Raw genomic sequence first — 17,588 nt, forward strand, 5'->3', positions numbered from 1 at the left:
GGCCATGAGGGGGTGGTGGGGGACGACTCGGACGGAGTAGCCGAAGGCGCCGGTGCGGTCTAGGGGGATGGTGCCGGTGAAGGGGGCTCGGCCGTCGTCGCCGGGGGGGCCGGGGGTGAGGGTGACGTAGGTGGGGTCGATTAGTTCGTCGTGGGGGCCTACGCGGCCGTAGCCGGATTGCACGTGGATGTCTTCTGGGGAGAGGTCGCCTAGGGCGATGGTGGCGGTGATTTCCATGGTGGCGCCTAGTTCGGGGGTGTCGCCGATGCCGGAGGTTTCCACGTGTTCGACGCGGATGCCTGGCCAGGCCTGGGAGACGCGGAGTTTCCAGGCGGCGAAGGACTTGGCGCCGTGGTAGTGGTCGGCGGAGAGGGTGCGGGCCGAGTCGGCGGCGGGGGCGTACAGCTCGATGACGTAGTCGCGGAGCATGCGGCCGGCCAGGACCTTGGGGCCGAGGGAGCTGAGGGTGTGTTTGACCATTTCCAGCCAGCGGCGCGGGAGGCCGTCGGCGGCGCGGTCGTAGAAGCGGTCGGCGACCTCGCGTTCGATGAGGTCGTAGAGGGCGGCGGCTTCGAGTTCGTCGCGGCGGTCGGGGTCGGTGACGCCGTCGGCGGTGGGGATGGCCCAGCCGTTGGTGCCGTCATACCACTCGTCCCACCAGCCGTCGCGGATGGAGAGGTTGAGTCCGCCGTTGAGGGCGGCCTTCATGCCGGAGGTGCCGCAGGCTTCGAGCGGGCGCAGCGGGTTGTTCATCCACACGTCGCAGCCCTGGACGAGCAGCTGGCCGAGGGCCATGTCGTAGTCGGGCAGGAAGACAATGCGATGCCGCACATCCTCCATGTCAGCGAATTTCACGATCTGCTGGATGAGCTTCTTGCCGCCCTCGTCGGCGGGGTGCGCCTTGCCGGCGATCAGGATCTGCACCGGCTTCTCGGGGTCGAGCAGCAGGTCCCGCAGCCGGTCGGGGTCGCTGAGCATGAGCGTGAGCCGCTTGTAGGACGGCACCCGCCGCGCGAACCCGATGGTCAGCACGCCGGGATCGAGCGCCTCGTCGGTCCAGCCGAGCTCGGCTTCCGACGCGCCACGCTCCCGCCAGGACCGCCGCAGCCGCTTGCGCGCGTCCTCGACCAGCCGGCCCCTGAGCTGGCCGCGAATGGTCCAGATATCGCCCTCTGACAGCTTTTGCACGCTGTCCCAGCCCTGCGTGCGATCGACCAGCGTCGGCAGTTCCTTCCCGGCGAGCTCCATCACCTCGCGCCCCACCCAGGTCGGCGCGTGCACGCCGTTGGTGATCGACCCGATCGGCACCTCGGAGAGATCGAACCCGGGCCACAAGCCCTGGAACATCTCCCGGCTGACCTCGCCGTGCAGCACCGACACGCCGTTGACGCGCTGCGCCAGCCGCATGCCCATGACGGCCATGTTGAAGACGGCCTTCTCGCCGTCCCCGTCCGCCGCCTCGGGCTCGGCCCCGAGCTCCAGGATGCGATCGACGTCCACGGTCGGCCAAGCGTTGTCGCCGCCGAACTGCCGCCCGATCATCTCCGCCGGGAACCGGTCGATCCCGGCCGGCACGGGCGTGTGCGTGGTGAACACCGTGCCCGCCCGCACCGCCTCCAGCGCTTCGTCGAAGGACAGCCGCGCCTCGGTGAGCTCGCGGATGCGCTCAAGCCCGAGGAAGCCCGCGTGGCCCTCGTTGGTGTGGAAGACCTCGGGTTCGGCGTGCCCGGTGATCCTGCAGTACGCGCGCAGCGCCCGTACGCCGCCGATGCCGAGCAGCAGCTCCTGCATGAGGCGGTGGTCGCCGCCGCCGCCGTAGAGGCGGTCGGTGACGTCGCGGGCGGCGGTGTCGTTGTCGGCGACGTCGGAGTCGAGCAGCAGCAGCGGGATGCGCCCGACCTGGGCCACCCAGATCTGGGCGTGCAGGGTGCGCCCGCCGGGCAGGCCGATCCGGATCCGGGACGGCGTGCCGTCCTCCTCCTTCAGCAGCGACAGCGGCAGGCCGCCGGGGTCCAGCGACGGGTAGTGCTCCTGCTGCCAGCCCTCCGGCGACAACGACTGGGAGAAGTAGCCGTGCCGGTAGAGCAGGCCGACCCCCAGGATCGGCACGCCCAGGTCGCTGGCGGCTTTCAGATGGTCTCCGGCGAGGATGCCCAGGCCGCCGGAATACTGCGGGAGCGCGGCGGCGATGCCGTACTCGGGGGAGAAATAGCCGATGGCGGCGGGGCCGCTGGGGAGGGTCTGGTACCACCGCGGGGCGGTCATGTACTCCCGGAGGTCGTCGGCCGCGTCGGCCAGGCGACGCAGGAAGCGGCGATCGCGGGCGAGTTCGCGCAGCCGGTCGGCGGCCACGGCGCCGAGCAACGCCACCGGATCGTGGCCGACGCGCTCCCACACGTCGGGGTCCACGTCGGCGAACAGGTCCATCGTCTCCGGGTGCCACGACCAGCGGAGATTCTGGACCAGCTCACCGAGCGGGGCGAGTTCGGCCGGAAGGACGGTACGGACGGTGAACCTGCGAATAGCTCTCACGTGGCCAGACCCTAGGGGATGTGAGGGGGTGGAGGAGCACATACAGCTCTCACCATTGCCCTACTCGCTCAAACATCACAGATCCGCAGTCCTGCCCGTGAACCCACAGCCAGTCCACGGCTCGCCGGAAGGAGATGGAGTTGACCCCCGCCATGCTCTTTCATATGCATGGGTAAACGTGGAGCATTGGGGCAACTCCTGTATGAGCCACCGGCCCGCTCGGCGGGTCGTGGTTCGTGCTGCCCGACTCCGAGCAAAGATCGATCCTGCCCTGTCAACTCCGGCGGCACCGGGTGTGCCGTCGCTACGTTGAGAAACGATGATCGGAAGAATTCCAATCCAGGACATCCACCCTGTCGTCGACTGCGGGAAGCGTCCCGCGAAGGCGGCCGCAGGGGAAACCTTCGAGATCAGCGCCACCGTGTTCCGGGAGGGACACGACGCGGTCGCCGCGGGGGTCGTGCTGATCGATCCCCAGGGCGTGGCCGGGCGGCTGCAGCCCATGCGCGAGCTCGCGCCGGGCACCGATCGGTGGGGGGTGAGTGTGACCCTGCCCTCGGAAGGGTTGTGGTCCTTCCGGGTGGAGGCGTGGAGCGACCCGGTGGCGACCTGGCTGCACGACGCCGGGATCAAGATCCCCCGCGGACTCGACGCCGACCTGATGTGCGAAGAGGGCGCCCGCCTGTTCGAGCGCGCCGCCAAGGCGGTGCGGGCCGGTGACTGCCTGCCGGGCGCGAAACGGCTGGTGAAGGCGAGCGATCGGGCCCTGCTCCAGGCGGAGCTGCGGATGTGCGGGCACCGGGCCGCGCTGCTGGCGCTGGCCGCGCGGCTGCGGGACGACGAGGTGGATCCGCGGGCCAGGTTCGCGGTGGCGCAGCTGCCGGAGACGCTGGCGCTGGTCGCCGCGCATCCGCTGCGCGACCTGGTCACGAAGGCGACGCCGGCGCGGATCCGGGTGGACCGGCGGCGGGCGCTGTTCGGCTCCTGGTATGAGTTCTTCCCCCGCTCGGAGGGGGCGGTGATCGAGGACAGCGTGCCTGTCTCCGGCACGTTCGCCACGGCGGCCAAGCGCTTGCCCGCGGTCGCCCAGATGGGCTTCGACGTGGTCTACCTGCCGCCGATCCACCCGATCGGGGTGGCGTTCCGCAAGGGGCGCAACAACACGCTGACCCCGGAGCCGTTCGATCCGGGCTCGCCGTGGGCGATCGGCGGGGAAGAGGGCGGGCACGACGCGATTCATCCGGATCTGGGAACGATCGAGGACTTTGACGCCTTTGTCGCGCGGACCCGCGAGCTGGGCATGGAGGTCGCGCTCGATCTGGCGTTGCAGTGCTCGCCGGACCATCCGTGGGTGAAGGAACATCCGGAGTGGTTCAACATCCGGGCCGACGGATCCATCGCGTACGCCGAGAATCCGCCCAAGAAATACCAGGACATCTACCCGCTCAACTTCGACAAGGATCCGGCCGGGATCTACGCCGAGGTCAAGCGGGTGGTGCTGCACTGGATGGAGCACGGCGTACGGATCTTCCGGGTGGACAACCCGCACACCAAGCCGGTGGCGTTCTGGGAGCGGCTGCTGGCCGACATCAGGACCGACGACCCGGACGTGCTGTTCCTGTCGGAGGCGTTCACCCGTCCGGCCATGATGCGCGCGCTGGCGAAGGTCGGGTTCCACCAGTCGTACACGTACTACACCTGGAAGAACTCGCGGGCCGAGCTGGAGGAGTATCTCTCGGAGCTGGCCCACGAAACGGGACATTTTTTGCGCCCGAATCTGTTCGTCAACACTCCCGACATCTTGCACGAGTACCTTCAAAACGGCGGCATACCCGCCTTCAAGATCCGCGCGGTGCTGGCCGCGCTGACGGCGCCGACCTGGGGGGTGTACGCGGGATATGAACTGGGCGAGAACGTCGCGGTCCGGCCGGGCAGCGAGGAATACCTGGACAGTGAGAAGTACCAGTACCGGCCGAGGGACTGGGCGGCGGCCGAGCGGGAGGGGCGGAGCCTCGCTCCCCTCATCACGCACCTCAATTTGTTCAGAAGAGCACACCCGGCGCTCCAGGAATTGCGTAATCTACGGTTTCACAACTGCGATCAGCCGGATGTGATCTGCTTCTCGAAGCGGCTCCCCGGTGCCTACGACACGGCCACACGACGGCACGCCCTAGGCGACGTCGTTCTGGCTGTCGTCAACCTGGATCCGCACAACACCCATGAGGGCATCGTCCATCTGGACCTGCCGGCCCTCGGTCTCGACTGGCATGCCGAGTTCGTCGTGGACGACGAGCTGTCGGGCGAGTCGTACCGCTGGCGGCAGTCCAATTACGTGCGCCTCGACCCACACGTCAATCCTGCACACGTCTTCACGCTGCGTCACGGGTCAGCGCACCGCCCGTGAGGACAGCCCTTGCACAACCGGGGAGTACAACGGTGAGCCTTACGCCGATTCAGCATCAGCCCATCCCGAACACCTTCACGCACGACAAACCCCGCGATCAGTACTGGTACAAGCGGGCGGTGTTCTATGAAGTGCTGATCCGGGGCTTCGCCGACTCCAACGGGGACGGCACGGGCGACATTCGCGGCCTGATCGAAAAGCTCGACTACTTCCAGTGGCTCGGGATCGACTGCCTCTGGCTGCTCCCGCTCTACGAGTCCCCCCTCAGAGACGGCGGATACGACATCGCCGACTTTATGAAGATTTTGCCCGAATTTGGGGACCTCGGGGACTTCGTGAGGCTGGTCGAGGAAGCCCACAAGCGCGGCATCCGGGTCATCGCCGACCTGGTCATGAACCACACCAGCGACCAGCACCCGTGGTTCCAGGCCTCCCGGCGTGACCCGGACGGCCCGTACGGCGACTTCTACGTCTGGCACGACAACGACGAGAAGTACAAGGACGCCCGGATCATCTTCATCGACACCGAGACGTCCAACTGGACCCACGACCCGGTCCGCGGCCAGTACTACTGGCACCGCTTCTTCAGCCACCAGCCGGACCTCAACTACGAGAACCCGGACGTGCAGGAGGCGATGCTGGAGGTGCTGCGGTTCTGGCTGGACCTCGGCATCGACGGGTTCCGGATGGACGCCATCCCCTACCTGTTCGAGCAGGAGGGCACCAACTGCGAGAACCTCCCGAGGACCCACGAATACCTCAAGCGGGTCCGCGCCGAGGTGGACCGCCTCTACCCCGACCGGGTGCTCCTGGCGGAGGCCAACCAGTGGCCGGCCGACGTGGTCGAATACTTCGGCGACCCGGTCACCGGCGGGGACGAGTGCCACATGGCGTTCCATTTCCCGCTGATGCCGCGCATCTTCATGGCCGTACGGCGGGAGTCGCGTTACCCGATCTCGGAGATCATGGCGCAGACCCCGAAGATCCCGGAGAACTGCCAGTGGGGCATCTTCCTCCGCAACCACGACGAGCTCACCCTCGAAATGGTCACCGACGAAGAGCGCGACTACATGTACTCCGAGTACGCCAAGGACCCCCGGATGCGCGCGAACGTGGGCATCCGCCGCCGCCTGGCCCCCTTGCTGGAGAACGACAGGAACCAGATCGAGCTCTTCACGGCGCTCCTTTTGTCCCTTCCGGGTTCACCGGTGCTCTATTACGGGGACGAAATCGGGATGGGGGACAACATCTGGCTGGGCGACCGCGACGGAGTCCGTACGCCCATGCAGTGGACGCCCGACCGGAACGCGGGCTTCTCCACCTGTGACCCGGGCCGGCTCTACCTGCCGCCGGTGATGGACCCGATCTACGGCTACCAGGCGATCAACGTCGAGGCGCAGCAGAAGAGCTCGGGCTCGCTGCTGCACTGGACCAAGCGGATGATCGACATCCGCAAGCGGCACCCGGTGTTCGGCCTCGGCGAGTTCATCGAGCTCAACTCCTCCAACCCGAGCGTGCTGGCCTTCGTCCGGGAGCTGGGCGACGACCGGGTGCTCTGCGTCAACAACCTGTCCCGCTTCCCGCAGCCGGTCGAACTGGACCTGCGGCGCTTCGAGGGCGCGGAACCGGTGGAGACCATGGGGGGCGTTCCCTTCCCCCGAATTGGTGAACTTCCGTATCTTTTGACGCTTCCGGGGCATGGTTTCTACTGGTTCACCATCCCACCGGTGTCACGGGAGGACTAATAACGTGCTGACCGAGCTCCTTACCGGCTGGATCGCCACTCAACGCTGGTTCGCCGGTAAGGGGCGCCCGATCGACGAGCTGTCGATCGAGTCGAGCACCCAGCTCGCGGCCGACGACCCGATCCTCGCCCATCTGATCATCTCGGTACGGCAAGGGGATCGGGTCACCCGCTACCAGCTGCTGCTGGGGCTGCGGGACGAGATTCCGGACCGGCTCAGGCACGCGATGATCGGGCGGACCGAATGGGGTGGCCGTGATCGTTACGCGTTCGACGCGGCGCACGACGCCGGCCTGACCCGCTGGCTGCTGACCGGTATGGACGTGAACCTCACGGTCGATCCGCTGGCCTTCCACCGGGTTCCCGGAGTCGAGATCGACACGACGCCGCGCAGCCTGGTGATGACGGCCGAGCAGTCCAACACCTCGATCGTGTACGGCGACAAGTACATCCTCAAGCAGTTCCGCGCGCTGATCCCGGGGGTCAATCCGGAGCTGGAGATCGTGACCGCGCTGGCGGCACAGGGGTCCTCGCATGTGGCGAAGCCGTACGGGTGGATCGAGACCACGCTGGACGGGGAGCCGACCACGCTGGCGATCATGCAGGAGTTCCTGTCCAACTCCAGCGAGGGCTGGGCGATGGCGCTGACCAGCGTGCGCGATCTTTACGCCCAGCCCAGGGACGTGTCGGCGGCCGACGCCGGCGGGGACTTCGCGGCTGAGGCGCGGCGGCTGGGGACGGCGACCGCGCAGGTGCACCGGGATCTGGCCCGGGCCTTTCCGACGGCGGTGATCGAGCCGCCCGAGGTCAAGCGCATGACCGAGCGGTTCAGGCGGCGGCTGGATCGGGCCATCGCGGAGGTGCCGCAACTGGACGCGCACGCGGAGGTGGCGCATGCGGCCTATGACCGGCTGGCGGACATCGACCGGCCGGTGGCCGTGCAGCGGGTGCACGGGGATTATCACCTCGGGCAGGTGATGCGGACGGCGGCCGACTGGGTGGTGCTCGACTTCGAAGGCGAGCCCGGGCAGCCGCTGGCCGAGCGGCGGGCGCTGGACTCGCCGCTGCGGGATGTGGCGGGCATGCTGCGCTCGATCGAGTACGCGGCCCGGCATCTGCTGGCCGACCATCCGGACGCGGCCTCGCTGGTGTCCCGGGCGCAGGAGTGGTCGGCGCGCAACCGCGCCGCCTTCCTGGCCGGTTACACCGAAGCCGGTGGCAACATCACGGGCGCGGACGCCGTGCTGCTGCACGCCTTGAAGCTCTCCAAGGCCGTGTACGAAGTCGTCTACGAGGCACGCAACCGACCCACGTGGCTGCCGATCCCGTTGGCCGCCTTCCAGGAATAACAGATCCCGAAATATCCGGCGGCCTTACTCGGGGACAGTCAGCGGATGGTCCACTGGCCGGGGAGGATCAGCGGGCCGCCGAAGGCGGGCAAGCCGAGCTCGGCCGCCAGGGCCGACATCGGGCCCCATGCCTCCAGGCGAATCCTGGTCAGCGCGGCGGCCTTGTCCTCGCTGGACTCCGCCGGGCGCAGCCGTTCCAGCGGGTTCAGCCGCGGATAGGAGCGAACGGGAGCGTCGACCGGCAGCCCGGCGCGCTTGCGAGCCAGCGTCAGCGCGTCCTCAAGACCGCCGAGCTCGTCGACCAGGCCGTTCTCCCGCGCGTCCGCGCCGGTCCAGACCCGGCCACGGGCCAGCTCGTGCGCCCGCTCCCGGCCCAGATTCCGCCCTTCGGCCACCTTGCCGACGAAGTCATCGTAAATCCGGTCCAGCCAGGCATTGACCCGTCCCCACTGGGCCTCCGAGAACCCCCGGGTGAGCGAGAACATCCCGGCGTTGGCGCCCTCGGTGATCGTCTCCGACACCACGCCGACCCGGTTGAGCAGCTCCCCCAGCACCGGCTTGCCGCCGAAGACCCCGATCGAGCCGGTCAGCGTGCCCGGCTGAGCCATGATCACGTCGGCGGCCATGGACACGAAGTAACCACCCGACGCGGCCACGTCGCCCATCGAGACGATCACCGACTTCCCGGCCTTGCGGGCCAGCACGACCTCCCGCCAGATCGTGTCGGACGCCACGTACGACCCCCCGGGGCTGTCCACCCGGAACACGATCGCGCGGACCTTGTCGTCGCGGCGCGCGGAGCGCAGCGCGGCGGCGATGGTGTCGGAACCCATCGCGCTGCCGCCACCCAGCGGGGATCGCCCGCTGCGGCCCATCCGGATCGGCCCCTCGCCCTGGACCAGCGCCACCACGTCCTCCCCCGGATGCGGCAACTTCCGGGGCCCGCCGAGCTTGGCATACCGCGCCACATACTGAAGATGAGCGCCCTCGGGCACGACCTCGGCGTATACCTCGTCACGATATTTCAGGCCATCGATCAGCCCGGCCTCCAGCGCCTCCGCGCCGATGAAAGGCCCTTCGTCGATCAGCTCGCGCACCCGGACCGGCTCCAGCCGCCGCGACTCCGCGATCCCCGCCACGATCTGCTCGGTGACCGACTCCGCGATCCGAGACGCCGACTCGCGATGCGCGTCGGTCATGTGATCCTGGGTGTACATGTTGGCCGCGGTCTTGTACTCGTGCCGCTGCCCGACCTGATACTCCACGCTCAGCTTGGCCAGCGCGTCCTTCACGAACCGCTGCTCCAGCGCGATCCCGGTCAGGCCCACGTCGCCGGACGGCTGCAGGTAGACCCGCTCGAACGCGCTGCCCAGGTAGTAGGGCACGGTTCCGGTGCCGAACTCGCCGAACGTCTCCGCATACGCCACGGTCAGCTTCCCGGCGGCCCGCAGCTTCACGACCGCGCCGCGCAGCTCCTGTACCATGCCGAGCCCCAGCGGGCCACCGCCGATCTTCACGATCAGCGCCTTGACCCGGGGATCCTTGCGGGCCCGGCGCAACCCCGCGAGCACGTCGGCCAGGCGCGGCTTGCGCATGGTCAGCAGCGCGCCCAGCGGATCGGCGGGCGGACCCTCCGTCAGCCCTTCCGTCAGGTCCAGCTCAAGGACCAGGGGCCCCGTGCGGCGCTGCCGCATCCGCCCAACGGTCTCCACGATCGTCCTCGTCGCGTCCATACCGCCACCCTAAGCGACCCCGACGACAATGCGGCGGCCCTCGTGAGGGCCGCCGCACTGCTCAGCGGGCGGAGACGGTTCCGGCGCTGTTGATCATCATGAGCTTCAGCTGGCTACCGTCCAGGTACGTCTGCGCGGGCGTCAGGTACCCGTCGCTGGACGTGGCGGTGGACCGGTTGAACCTCTGCTGGAAGTGCGGGATGTAGCCGACCTCGGTGCGGAAGTTGGTCAGCGACGCCGTGCTCTCGTTCCAGTGGTACATGTTGGTCTGCCACTTCGGGTAGTAGTAGCCGGGCACGTCCGGCTCCCCGGCGTCGCGGGTCGGCGAGACGAGCCAGTCGTCCACCCCGTCCCCGTCGACGTCGGCGATGTCCCAGAGGAACAGGTCCTTGATGGCGTACCGATCGGTGGTGGCCCCGGGGTCCGAGATGTGCAGGTACCAGCGCCCTCCGGTGTAGACGTTGTACGCGATCCGCGACGTGCCGCCGGTGCGCACGATGGGATTCGCCGGATACGACACCCGGTTCTCGTACTTGTTGCCGTCACTGTTGTCATGCGCGTACGAGTAGAACCGGTCATCGACGGTGTTCGAGCCGAGGTCGTAGACCGAGACGTGCCGCTCGATGCCACCCCACGGGTCGCGGGTCATGGTGCCGGAGAGCCGGTCCAGATAGAGGGAGTAGTTGCTGGTCCCGGCGACCAGCACCACCTTGCTGGAGTTGCCGGGGTCGACCGCGACGACACCGTAGTTGCGCCCGCCGATGTCGGTGCGCCCACCGGTGAGGTAGGGCCGGTCGGCCACGAGCTGGCTCGCGCTCAACGGCCCGACCGCGTACTGCGCGACCCGGCCCGAGGTCCAGAACACCAGCCGTTGCTGCCCCGACACGTTGACGATGAGCCCGTTGGCCGCATGGGAGTTGGTGATGTACTTGGTGCCCGTCGGATACGTGTTGGCCAGGGCGTTGGTGTAGGTGGCGTCATACGACGACGTGGACGGGAAGTAGAGCGCCCCGTCGGTGCCGAACGAGCTGCCGTTGAAGCCGAAGAACCACGAGGTGCTCGCGTAGTACGGAGAAACCGCGATCTTGTTCGTGGGGCCCCACAGCACGCCGTTCTCGGTCCACTGATGGGTCGGATAGATCGTGCTGCCGAAGTTCCAGCAGATGTCCGTGAGCGGGGAGAGTGGCGTCTGCCGGGTTCCGGTCTGTCCGCTGTAGAAGTACAGCGTGGTGGTGACGACCGGGGTGGTGCCACAGGTGGTGCCCGTGGACGCGGACACCACGACGAAGACGTCGGGCCAGCCGTCGGCGTCGTAGTCGAAGCCGCCGTAGGGTCCGTACCCGGTGGTGCCGGCGGTCCAGAGCTGGGTGCCGGACTGGTCGACGGCGCGCAGGGTGCCGCCGGTGAGCTGGAAGCCGACGGCGCTGACGGTCGCGCTGCCGGTCACGGTGTAGACCGGCAGCACGACACCGCCGGAGAGGGTGATGACGTTGCCCACGGCGGGCGGATTCGCGGCTGCGGGCGCCACGCCGACCAGGCCGACAGCCGTGGTCATCAGCAGGCACATCGCTAATCGGGAGACGAGTCGGTTCACACGGACTCCTTGCTGGGTTATGGAACGGTCTCCAAGGCGTCCAGCACCCGCATGGCCGGCAGCACGTCTGCCACCGTGCAACGCGGGGCGCGGCCCTCGGCGACGGCGGCGAGGAAATCAGCGTCCTGTGCCTCGATCGCCGCGTCCTGGGTGGCCGCGACGCCGGGCGAGTCGACGATCACGCCGTCGGGCCCGTACAGGCGGCCGTCTCTGATGTGCAAGGTCTGGTCTTCGGCGATCAGGAGGTAGTCGCTGACCGGCTCGCGGGAGTGGTAGGACAGCGAGAGTGTGGCCAGGTCGCCGCCCGGGGTGGCCAGCACGGCGCCGACGTCCATCGGGCTGTCGCTGCCCGGCCAGGCCGGCCCGCACCGGCCGGACACGCTGACCTCGGGTGCGTCGAGCAGCCACAGCGCCGCGTCGACGAGATGCGCGCCATGGTGCCAGAGCACGCTGTCGGTCCAGTCCCGGGCCTTGCCGGTCCAGCCCACGTTGCTCTGCCGCAGTTGCAGCGACCGGGCCACGACGTGGCGTAGCCGCAACTCGCCGCGCTCGACCCGGGCCCGCACCTCCAGATGCGGCGCCCAGAACCGCAACGTGTGGCCCATCGCGACGGACCGTCCCGTCTCCGCGGCGGTACGCGCCACCAGTTCGGCTTCGGCCAGCGACACCCCGGCCGGGATCTCGCACAGCACATCGCGCCCGGCCCGCAGCGCGGCGACGGTGAGCGAGGCGTGCACGGGGCTGGGCGCGGCGACCACGACCGCGTTCACCTCGTCATCGGCGAGCAGCGCCGTGGTGTCCCCATAGGCGCGTGGAATGTCGTGCTCGGCGGCGAACGCGGCGTTCTCCTCGGGCTTCGGCCCGGCCACCGCGACGATCCGGCCACCGGCCGCGCGGATCGCCCGAGCATGGCAGGCGCCGATCGCGCCCGGCCCGAGAATGCCGATGCCCGTAGCGTTCATGGAGTCCCTCCGAAGATCGTGTCGGCGCTGCGGCCCAGCACCCGGTCCTGGTCCTCGTCGCTGAGGAACGGCATGTGGCCGGTGACATGGTCGACGGCCGCGGCATAGTCGGCGTCGGTGCCGCCCGCCCGGTTCCAGTCCCCGCTCCACATGAGACGGTCCGCCCCGAAAGCCGCCAGGGACATCCGCAGGTACGGCTCCGCGTCCGGATAGGGGTACGGGGTGCCGGCGTTGAGGAAGAAGCCCGACCACGAGGTGGAGGTGTTCGGGCGCTCGGCCAGCCCGAGGAATCGCCGGAATCCGCGATACGGCGGGGGATCGTCGGCCAGCTTCAGCCAGCCGAGATGCTCGAGCCGGAAGTGCACGCCTGGGTGCCGGTCGACGATATCCAGAAACGCGTCGTCGGTGACGTCGGCGAACGGCCCGGTGACGCTGGCGACCAGCCGATGCGTGTCCATCGCCCGCCACACGCCGGATGGCGTGCCGCCGGCCGGCAGCCGTACCCCCTTCAGCACGCCGCGCTCGCCGATCTCGTGGACGAGGCGCGGCGCGCGGGAATCCTGGGGGTCCACCAGAGCGACTCCGGCGAACAGGTCGGGGCGCTCGCGCACGCAGCGCTCGAGGTACTCGTTGTCGGGGTTCCCCAGATGCTGCACGAGGACGGCACGGGCGATCCCGTGCGTCTTCATGGCGTCGAGATAGTCGTCGATCGGGCGGTATTTGGTGAGTCCCACGTGGACGTGACAGTCGACGATCACGCGGTCAGTCCCCGGCACGGCCGCCTGCCAACCGCGCGCAGGCCGCCGTGAACTGCGCTGACGTGGCGGTGTATCCCACGTTGGACTCGATGTACCGGATCGCCAGCAGGTTGGCCAGCTCGCCCTCGCGCGTCTCCGGATACTCGAATGTCCGTACGCAGTCGCGCAGGACCACCACCCGGTAGCCCCGGTACATCGCCTCGGTGACCGTGTTGCCGAGGCAGATCCGGCTGTCGAAGCCGACCACCACCAGGTCCCGGATGTCGCGCGCCCGCAGCGTGGAGTCCAGTGTGGTCTCGTAGAAGCCGCTGTACATCTGCTTGCGGATCAGCGGTTCGCCGTCACCCGGCGCGATCACCTTGGAGAAGGCCAGGATGTCGTTGGGTTCCCGCCACGCCTCCAGAACGTCCACGTCGCAGGTGCGCATGGAGAGGTTGCGCCACTCGGTGCGCTCCGTGAGGCCGGGCGAGAGATGGTTGGTGAGGTAGACGACCGGCAGACCGGCCTGCCGCGCCGCCTCCCGGGCCGGCACGATGTGCTCCCGGACGATCTCCTTCACGACGGGGTCGGGGGCGTAGATTCCGGTCAGGTCGGGATGCTCTTCCTCGTCGTCGAAGCCCTGGCCGTAGGCGTCCACGATGAGGAATCCGGTTCGCGCCGGGTCGAGTTCCAGCTCTTCCTCCGCGTGGCCGAGCGGGTTGTCGAACGACGGGTACATCCGGTAGTACCGGCCGGTCAGGGTCAGCGTCATCGTTGTCCTTCACTGGGGAGGGCCGGCTGGGTCTGGGAGATGAGGGCCTGCGTTCCCCGATCTCCGCCGAGCGCGTCGATTACCGCCTGGCACAGCTCGCGGACCAGGCTGGTGCCGGGCAGCCGGCGGGCGTCGCCGACCTCGTCGAGGGCCAGGCCGAGGTCCTTGGCCAGGTGCGCCACCTTGAATCCGGGCTCCAGGTCGCCGTTGCTCAGCCGGGGCCAGGCGAAGTCGAGCAGCGGCGAACCCGCCACCCCGACCCGTACCGACTCGTGCACCCGTGCCGGATCGAGCCCGGCCGCCTCGGCGACGGCGTAGGCCTCGCAGATGCCGAGCGTCACGTTCGCCACGAGCGCCTGGTTGACCAGCTTCGCGGCCTGCCCGGCGCCGGCGGGGCCGTGGTGCACGACGGTCGAGCCGAGCACCTCGAAGACCGGCCGGACCCGCTCGAACGCGTCGGCGGCACCGCCCACGAAGATGGAGAGCGCGCCGCTCTGCGCCCCGGCGGGCCCGCCGCTGACCGGAGCGTCCAGAACCGAACCTCCGGTGATGTCGGCCAGCCGCCGGGCCAGCGCGGGCGACGACGTCGACATGTCCACCGCGATGGTGCCGGGCGAGGCGTTCGCGAGGATGCCGTCAGGACCCAGGTAGGCCGCCTCGACGTCGGCGGGAAACGGCAGCATGGTGATGACCACGTCGCGATCCCGGGCCGCCGCCGCGATCGAGCCGGCCCAGCCCGCGCCCAGGGCCAGCAGCGGTTCCGCCCTGGCCGGGGTCCGGTTGTGCACGGTCACCTGGTGCCCGGCCGCGACCAGCCGCGCCACCATCGGCGCGCCCATCAGGCCCGTGCCGATCCAGCCGATCCTCATGCGTGCCCTCCCGAAGGCTGCCCGGCCAGATTCGCCGCGAGCGGGGGCGACGACTCGGCGAAATGGCAGGCGGCCATGCCGCCGCCGGCCGCCGGGCGCAGTAGCGGGCGCTCCTCGCGGCAGCGCGCCGGCTGGCCCATTTCCCGCCACAGGGGGCATCTGGGCGCGAAATGACAGCCTGCCGTGACCGGCCCGGAGTCCGAGATCTCGCCCTTGATCACCGTACGGGTGAAGCCGCCACCCGGCCGGAACACCGGTATCGAACCGATCAACGCCCGCGTGTACGGGTGCACCGGGTTCTCCAGCAGCGTGCGCCGTGGACCGATCTCCACCAGCCGGCCGAGGTACAACACCGCGATCCGCTCGCACAGGAAGTAGACAGCGCGCAGATCGTGGCTGATGAACAGCATGGCCAGGCCGAGTTCCCGGCGGAGTTCGGCGAACAGGTTGAGCACCTGCGCCTGCACCGAGACATCCAGCCCGGAGACCGGCTCGTCGGCCACCACCAGAGCGGGCTGAACGGAGAGCGCCCGGGCGATGCCAAGGCGCTGCCGCTGCCCGCCGCTGAACTGCTGCGGATACCGGTCCAGCATCGCGGGCGTGAGACCGACCTGGCGCAGAAGCGCCCCCATCCGCTCGTCCAGGTCCGCTCCGGCCGCGAGCCGATGAATCTGGTACGGATCAGAAAGCACCGAACGAACTGTGCGCCGCGGATTGAAGGCGTTCTGCGTGTTCTGGAAGATCATCTGTACGTCCCGGCGGAACTCCAGCAATCGCCGCCCCGACAGTCCCCGCAGATCCTGCCCGCGCAACTCGATCTGACCAGCGGTCGGTTCCTCCAGCCGCACGATGAGCCGCCCGATCGTCGTCTTGCCCGAACCGCTCTCCCCCACCAGGCCCAGCGTCTCGCCGGGAAACACGTCGAAGGACACGTCGTCGACCGCCCGTACCGTCGACCGCCCGGGCCCGAAACCGCGCTCCCGGAAGTCCTTCACCAGACCGCGCACCGACAGCAGCGGCTCCCCGGTCACCGGACCACCGCCTCGGTGAAGTGGCACCGGCTGCGCCGCTCAGACTCAAGGTCAGCGAGGTCCGGGGCGAGCGAGGTGCACTTCTCCGGGTTGCCCAGCCGCTCGCGCAGCCAGCACCGTTCGGCGAAGCGGCACCCGGCCGGCCAGGCGCGCGGATCGGGCGGCGCGCCCGGAATCGTGGTCAGCTGCTCGGGCGGATCGCCGCCCAGCGGCGGTATGGCGTCGAGCAAGGCCCGGGTGTACGGGTGGGCCGGAGCGGTGCACACCTCGACCACGGGACCCGACTCCACGATCTGGCCGGCGTACATGACCAGGACCCGGTCGCAGATCTCCGCCACCGTGGTCATGTCGTGGGTGACGAACAGGATGCCGGTGCCCGACTGCTCGCGTACATCGAGCAGCAGGCGGAGGATCTGGGCCTGGATGGTGACGTCGAGCGCGGTCGTCGGCTCGTCGGCGATCAGCAGGTCCGGCCCGAGCTGGACCCCCATCGCCACGGCCACCCGTTGCTGCATCCCGCCGGACAGTTCGTGCGGATACCGCCGGACCTGGTGCTCAGGGCGCGGCAACCCGACCCGCCGGAGGATGTCCAGGATCCGGCCCGGCCGCTCGGCCCGCGGCAGGTCGGGCAGGTGGGCGGCGAGCCCCTCGCCGACCTGGGCGCCGATCCGGGTCACCGGGTTCAGCGCGGCGCCCGCGTCAGACGGGATGAGCGCCATCTGGCGGCCCCGCAACTGGGCCAGCTCCCGGAGGCTGAGCGTGCCCAGGTCGATGTCGCGCAGCCGCACCGAACCGGCCACGATCCGGCCCGGCCGGGGGACGAGCCCGAGCAACGCCAGCATGGTCACGCTCTTGCCGCTGCCGGATTCGCCGACCATGCCGACGATCTCACCGGCGCGCACGTCGAAACCGACCCCGTCCACGGCCCGCGCCACGCTCCCGCGCAGCGAGAACTCCACGGCGAGATCCCGTACTTGGAGCACGACAGTGGCCATCAGCCGGTCCTCTTCGCGTCGAGCCGATCGCGGAGCGAATCGGAGAGCAGGTTCATGGCGAAGACCGCGAGCACGATGGGGACGCCCGCGACCAGCGCCAACTCGGGATGCGCCAGGATGAACTCCCGGCTCTCCGCGAGGCGCGAGCCCCACGAGGCCTGCGGCGGCTGCACGCCCAGCCCGAGGAAGCCCAGCGCGGCCTCATCGAGGATGGCGAAGCCGAGCAGCACCGTCGTCTGGACCAGCACCAGCGGGACCAGCCCGGTCAGGATGTCGGTCCTGATCACCCGCAGCCGGGACGCGCCGAGCACCCGGGCCGCGTCGACGTAGGGCCGGGACCGGATGCCCACCACCGCAGCCCTGATCAGCCGGGTGTAGAACGGCCAGTACGACAAGCCGAGCGCCAGGATGGTCGTGGTCAGCGAAGGACCGAAGAGCCCGACCACGCCGATCGCCACCAGCAGCGACGGGATCGCGAAGAACAGGTCGACCACCCGGGTGACCACGAGATCCACCCAGCCACCGAGGAACCCGGTCAGCACGCCCAGCGGAATGGCGATGGCCGTGGCCAGGGCCACCGCGCCAAGCGCGATCAACGCGGTCGCCCGCGCGCCGTGCGCGATCCGGCTCGCCACGTCCCGCCCGAGCTCGTCGGTGCCCAGCCAGTGCGCCGCGCTCGGACCGGCGAACCGGTTGCCGACGTCGATGGCGTACGGATCCTTGCCGATCAGCCACGGGCCGATCACGATGGTGAGCAACACCAGCAGTCCCAGGATCGCGCCGACCACCGTGAGCAGCGGCGTCCGCCGCCGGCCCACCGCCCGGGGCTCGGTGACGAGAACAGCGGCCGGCGCGGTCATCTCGCC

At 69.4% G+C, this 17,588-nt stretch carries 13 protein-coding genes; 3 read left to right on the top strand and 10 right to left on the bottom strand.

Annotated elements, in window-relative coordinates:
* The coding region (glgP, locus tag Amac_RS45945) for an alpha-glucan family phosphorylase (protein ID WP_155360751.1) at nucleotides 1–2,532 on the bottom strand (2,532 nt) is incomplete at its 3' end.
* Nucleotides 2,533–2,851: 319 nt separating this feature from the next.
* On the opposite strand from glgP, the gene Amac_RS45950 reads away from it, so the two are divergent.
* From Amac_RS45950 to Amac_RS45960, 3 genes are read left to right on the top strand one after another with little or no spacing between them, the layout of a single operon-like run.
* Entirely contained in the window at nucleotides 2,852–4,936 is a 2,085-nt protein-coding gene (locus tag Amac_RS45950; RefSeq protein ID WP_155360752.1) for an alpha-1,4-glucan--maltose-1-phosphate maltosyltransferase, read from the top strand.
* 32 nt (nucleotides 4,937–4,968) lie between these two features.
* On the top strand, nucleotides 4,969–6,681 hold the full coding sequence (gene treS / locus Amac_RS45955; RefSeq protein WP_246269135.1) for a maltose alpha-D-glucosyltransferase: 1,713 nt from the start codon (nucleotides 4,969–4,971) through the stop codon (nucleotides 6,679–6,681).
* Nucleotides 6,682–6,685: 4 nt separating this feature from the next.
* A complete protein-coding gene (locus Amac_RS45960; protein WP_155360753.1) occupies nucleotides 6,686–8,029 on the top strand; it encodes a maltokinase N-terminal cap-like domain-containing protein in 1,344 nt (447 codons plus the stop codon).
* Between the two features lie 38 nt (nucleotides 8,030–8,067).
* Here the strand turns inward: Amac_RS45960 and sppA are convergent, their stop codons facing one another.
* From sppA to Amac_RS46005, 9 genes are all read right to left on the bottom strand, one after another.
* On the bottom strand, nucleotides 8,068–9,762 hold the full coding sequence (gene sppA / locus Amac_RS45965; protein ID WP_155360754.1) for a signal peptide peptidase SppA: 1,695 nt from the start codon (nucleotides 9,760–9,762) through the stop codon (nucleotides 8,068–8,070).
* Between the two features lie 61 nt (nucleotides 9,763–9,823).
* The gene (locus Amac_RS45970) at nucleotides 9,824–11,356 is read right to left on the bottom strand and encodes a hypothetical protein (protein WP_155360755.1); all 1,533 of its coding nucleotides are present in this window, start codon (nucleotides 11,354–11,356) and stop codon (nucleotides 9,824–9,826) included.
* A 17-nt stretch (nucleotides 11,357–11,373) separates the two neighbouring features.
* Nucleotides 11,374–12,318, bottom strand: a complete 945-nt coding sequence (locus Amac_RS45975) for a Gfo/Idh/MocA family protein (RefSeq protein WP_155360756.1) — start codon at nucleotides 12,316–12,318, stop codon at nucleotides 11,374–11,376.
* Nucleotides 12,315–13,076, bottom strand: a complete 762-nt coding sequence (locus tag Amac_RS45980; RefSeq protein WP_155360757.1) for an amidohydrolase family protein — start codon at nucleotides 13,074–13,076, stop codon at nucleotides 12,315–12,317. The genes Amac_RS45975 and Amac_RS45980 overlap by 4 nt, the downstream gene beginning before the upstream one ends.
* A 4-nt stretch (nucleotides 13,077–13,080) precedes the next feature.
* Nucleotides 13,081–13,827: a cysteine hydrolase family protein gene (locus Amac_RS45985; protein ID WP_155360758.1), complete on the bottom strand. Its 747-nt coding sequence runs from the start codon at nucleotides 13,825–13,827 to the stop codon at nucleotides 13,081–13,083.
* The gene (locus tag Amac_RS45990) at nucleotides 13,824–14,696 is read right to left on the bottom strand and encodes an NAD(P)-dependent oxidoreductase (protein ID WP_170322998.1); all 873 of its coding nucleotides are present in this window, start codon (nucleotides 14,694–14,696) and stop codon (nucleotides 13,824–13,826) included. Before Amac_RS45990 ends, Amac_RS45985 begins: the two co-directional genes overlap by 4 nt.
* Nucleotides 14,693–15,727 (bottom strand): ABC transporter ATP-binding protein, encoded by a 1,035-nt coding sequence (locus Amac_RS45995; RefSeq protein WP_155360760.1) that lies wholly within the window; start codon nucleotides 15,725–15,727, stop codon nucleotides 14,693–14,695. The genes Amac_RS45990 and Amac_RS45995 overlap by 4 nt, the downstream gene beginning before the upstream one ends.
* Nucleotides 15,724–16,722, bottom strand: a complete 999-nt coding sequence (locus Amac_RS46000; RefSeq protein ID WP_155360761.1) for an ABC transporter ATP-binding protein — start codon at nucleotides 16,720–16,722, stop codon at nucleotides 15,724–15,726. Before Amac_RS46000 ends, Amac_RS45995 begins: the two co-directional genes overlap by 4 nt.
* On the bottom strand, nucleotides 16,722–17,582 hold the full coding sequence (locus Amac_RS46005) for an ABC transporter permease (RefSeq protein WP_155360762.1): 861 nt from the start codon (nucleotides 17,580–17,582) through the stop codon (nucleotides 16,722–16,724). Before Amac_RS46005 ends, Amac_RS46000 begins: the two co-directional genes overlap by 1 nt.
* Nucleotides 17,583–17,588 lie beyond the last annotated feature (6 nt).

It is taken from the genome of Acrocarpospora macrocephala, from assembly GCF_009687865.1.
Taxonomy (GTDB): Bacteria; Actinomycetota; Actinomycetes; order Streptosporangiales; family Streptosporangiaceae; genus Acrocarpospora; species Acrocarpospora macrocephala.

Bases quoted from the DNA above. Each gene is read 5' to 3' on its own strand.
- Amac_RS45950 (WP_155360752.1), top strand. From the start codon at position 2,852: ATGATCGGAAGAATTCCAATCCAGGACATCCACCCTGTCGTCGACTGC.
- sppA (WP_155360754.1), bottom strand. From the start codon at position 9,762: ATGGACGCGACGAGGACGATCGTGGAGACCGTTGGGCGGATGCGGCAG.
- Amac_RS45975 (WP_155360756.1), bottom strand. From the start codon at position 12,318: ATGAACGCTACGGGCATCGGCATTCTCGGGCCGGGCGCGATCGGCGCC.
- Amac_RS45985 (WP_155360758.1), bottom strand. From the start codon at position 13,827: ATGACGCTGACCCTGACCGGCCGGTACTACCGGATGTACCCGTCGTTC.
- Amac_RS45990 (WP_170322998.1), bottom strand. From the start codon at position 14,696: ATGAGGATCGGCTGGATCGGCACGGGCCTGATGGGCGCGCCGATGGTG.
- Amac_RS46000 (WP_155360761.1), bottom strand. From the start codon at position 16,722: ATGGCCACTGTCGTGCTCCAAGTACGGGATCTCGCCGTGGAGTTCTCG.
- Amac_RS46005 (WP_155360762.1), bottom strand. From the start codon at position 17,582: ATGACCGCGCCGGCCGCTGTTCTCGTCACCGAGCCCCGGGCGGTGGGC.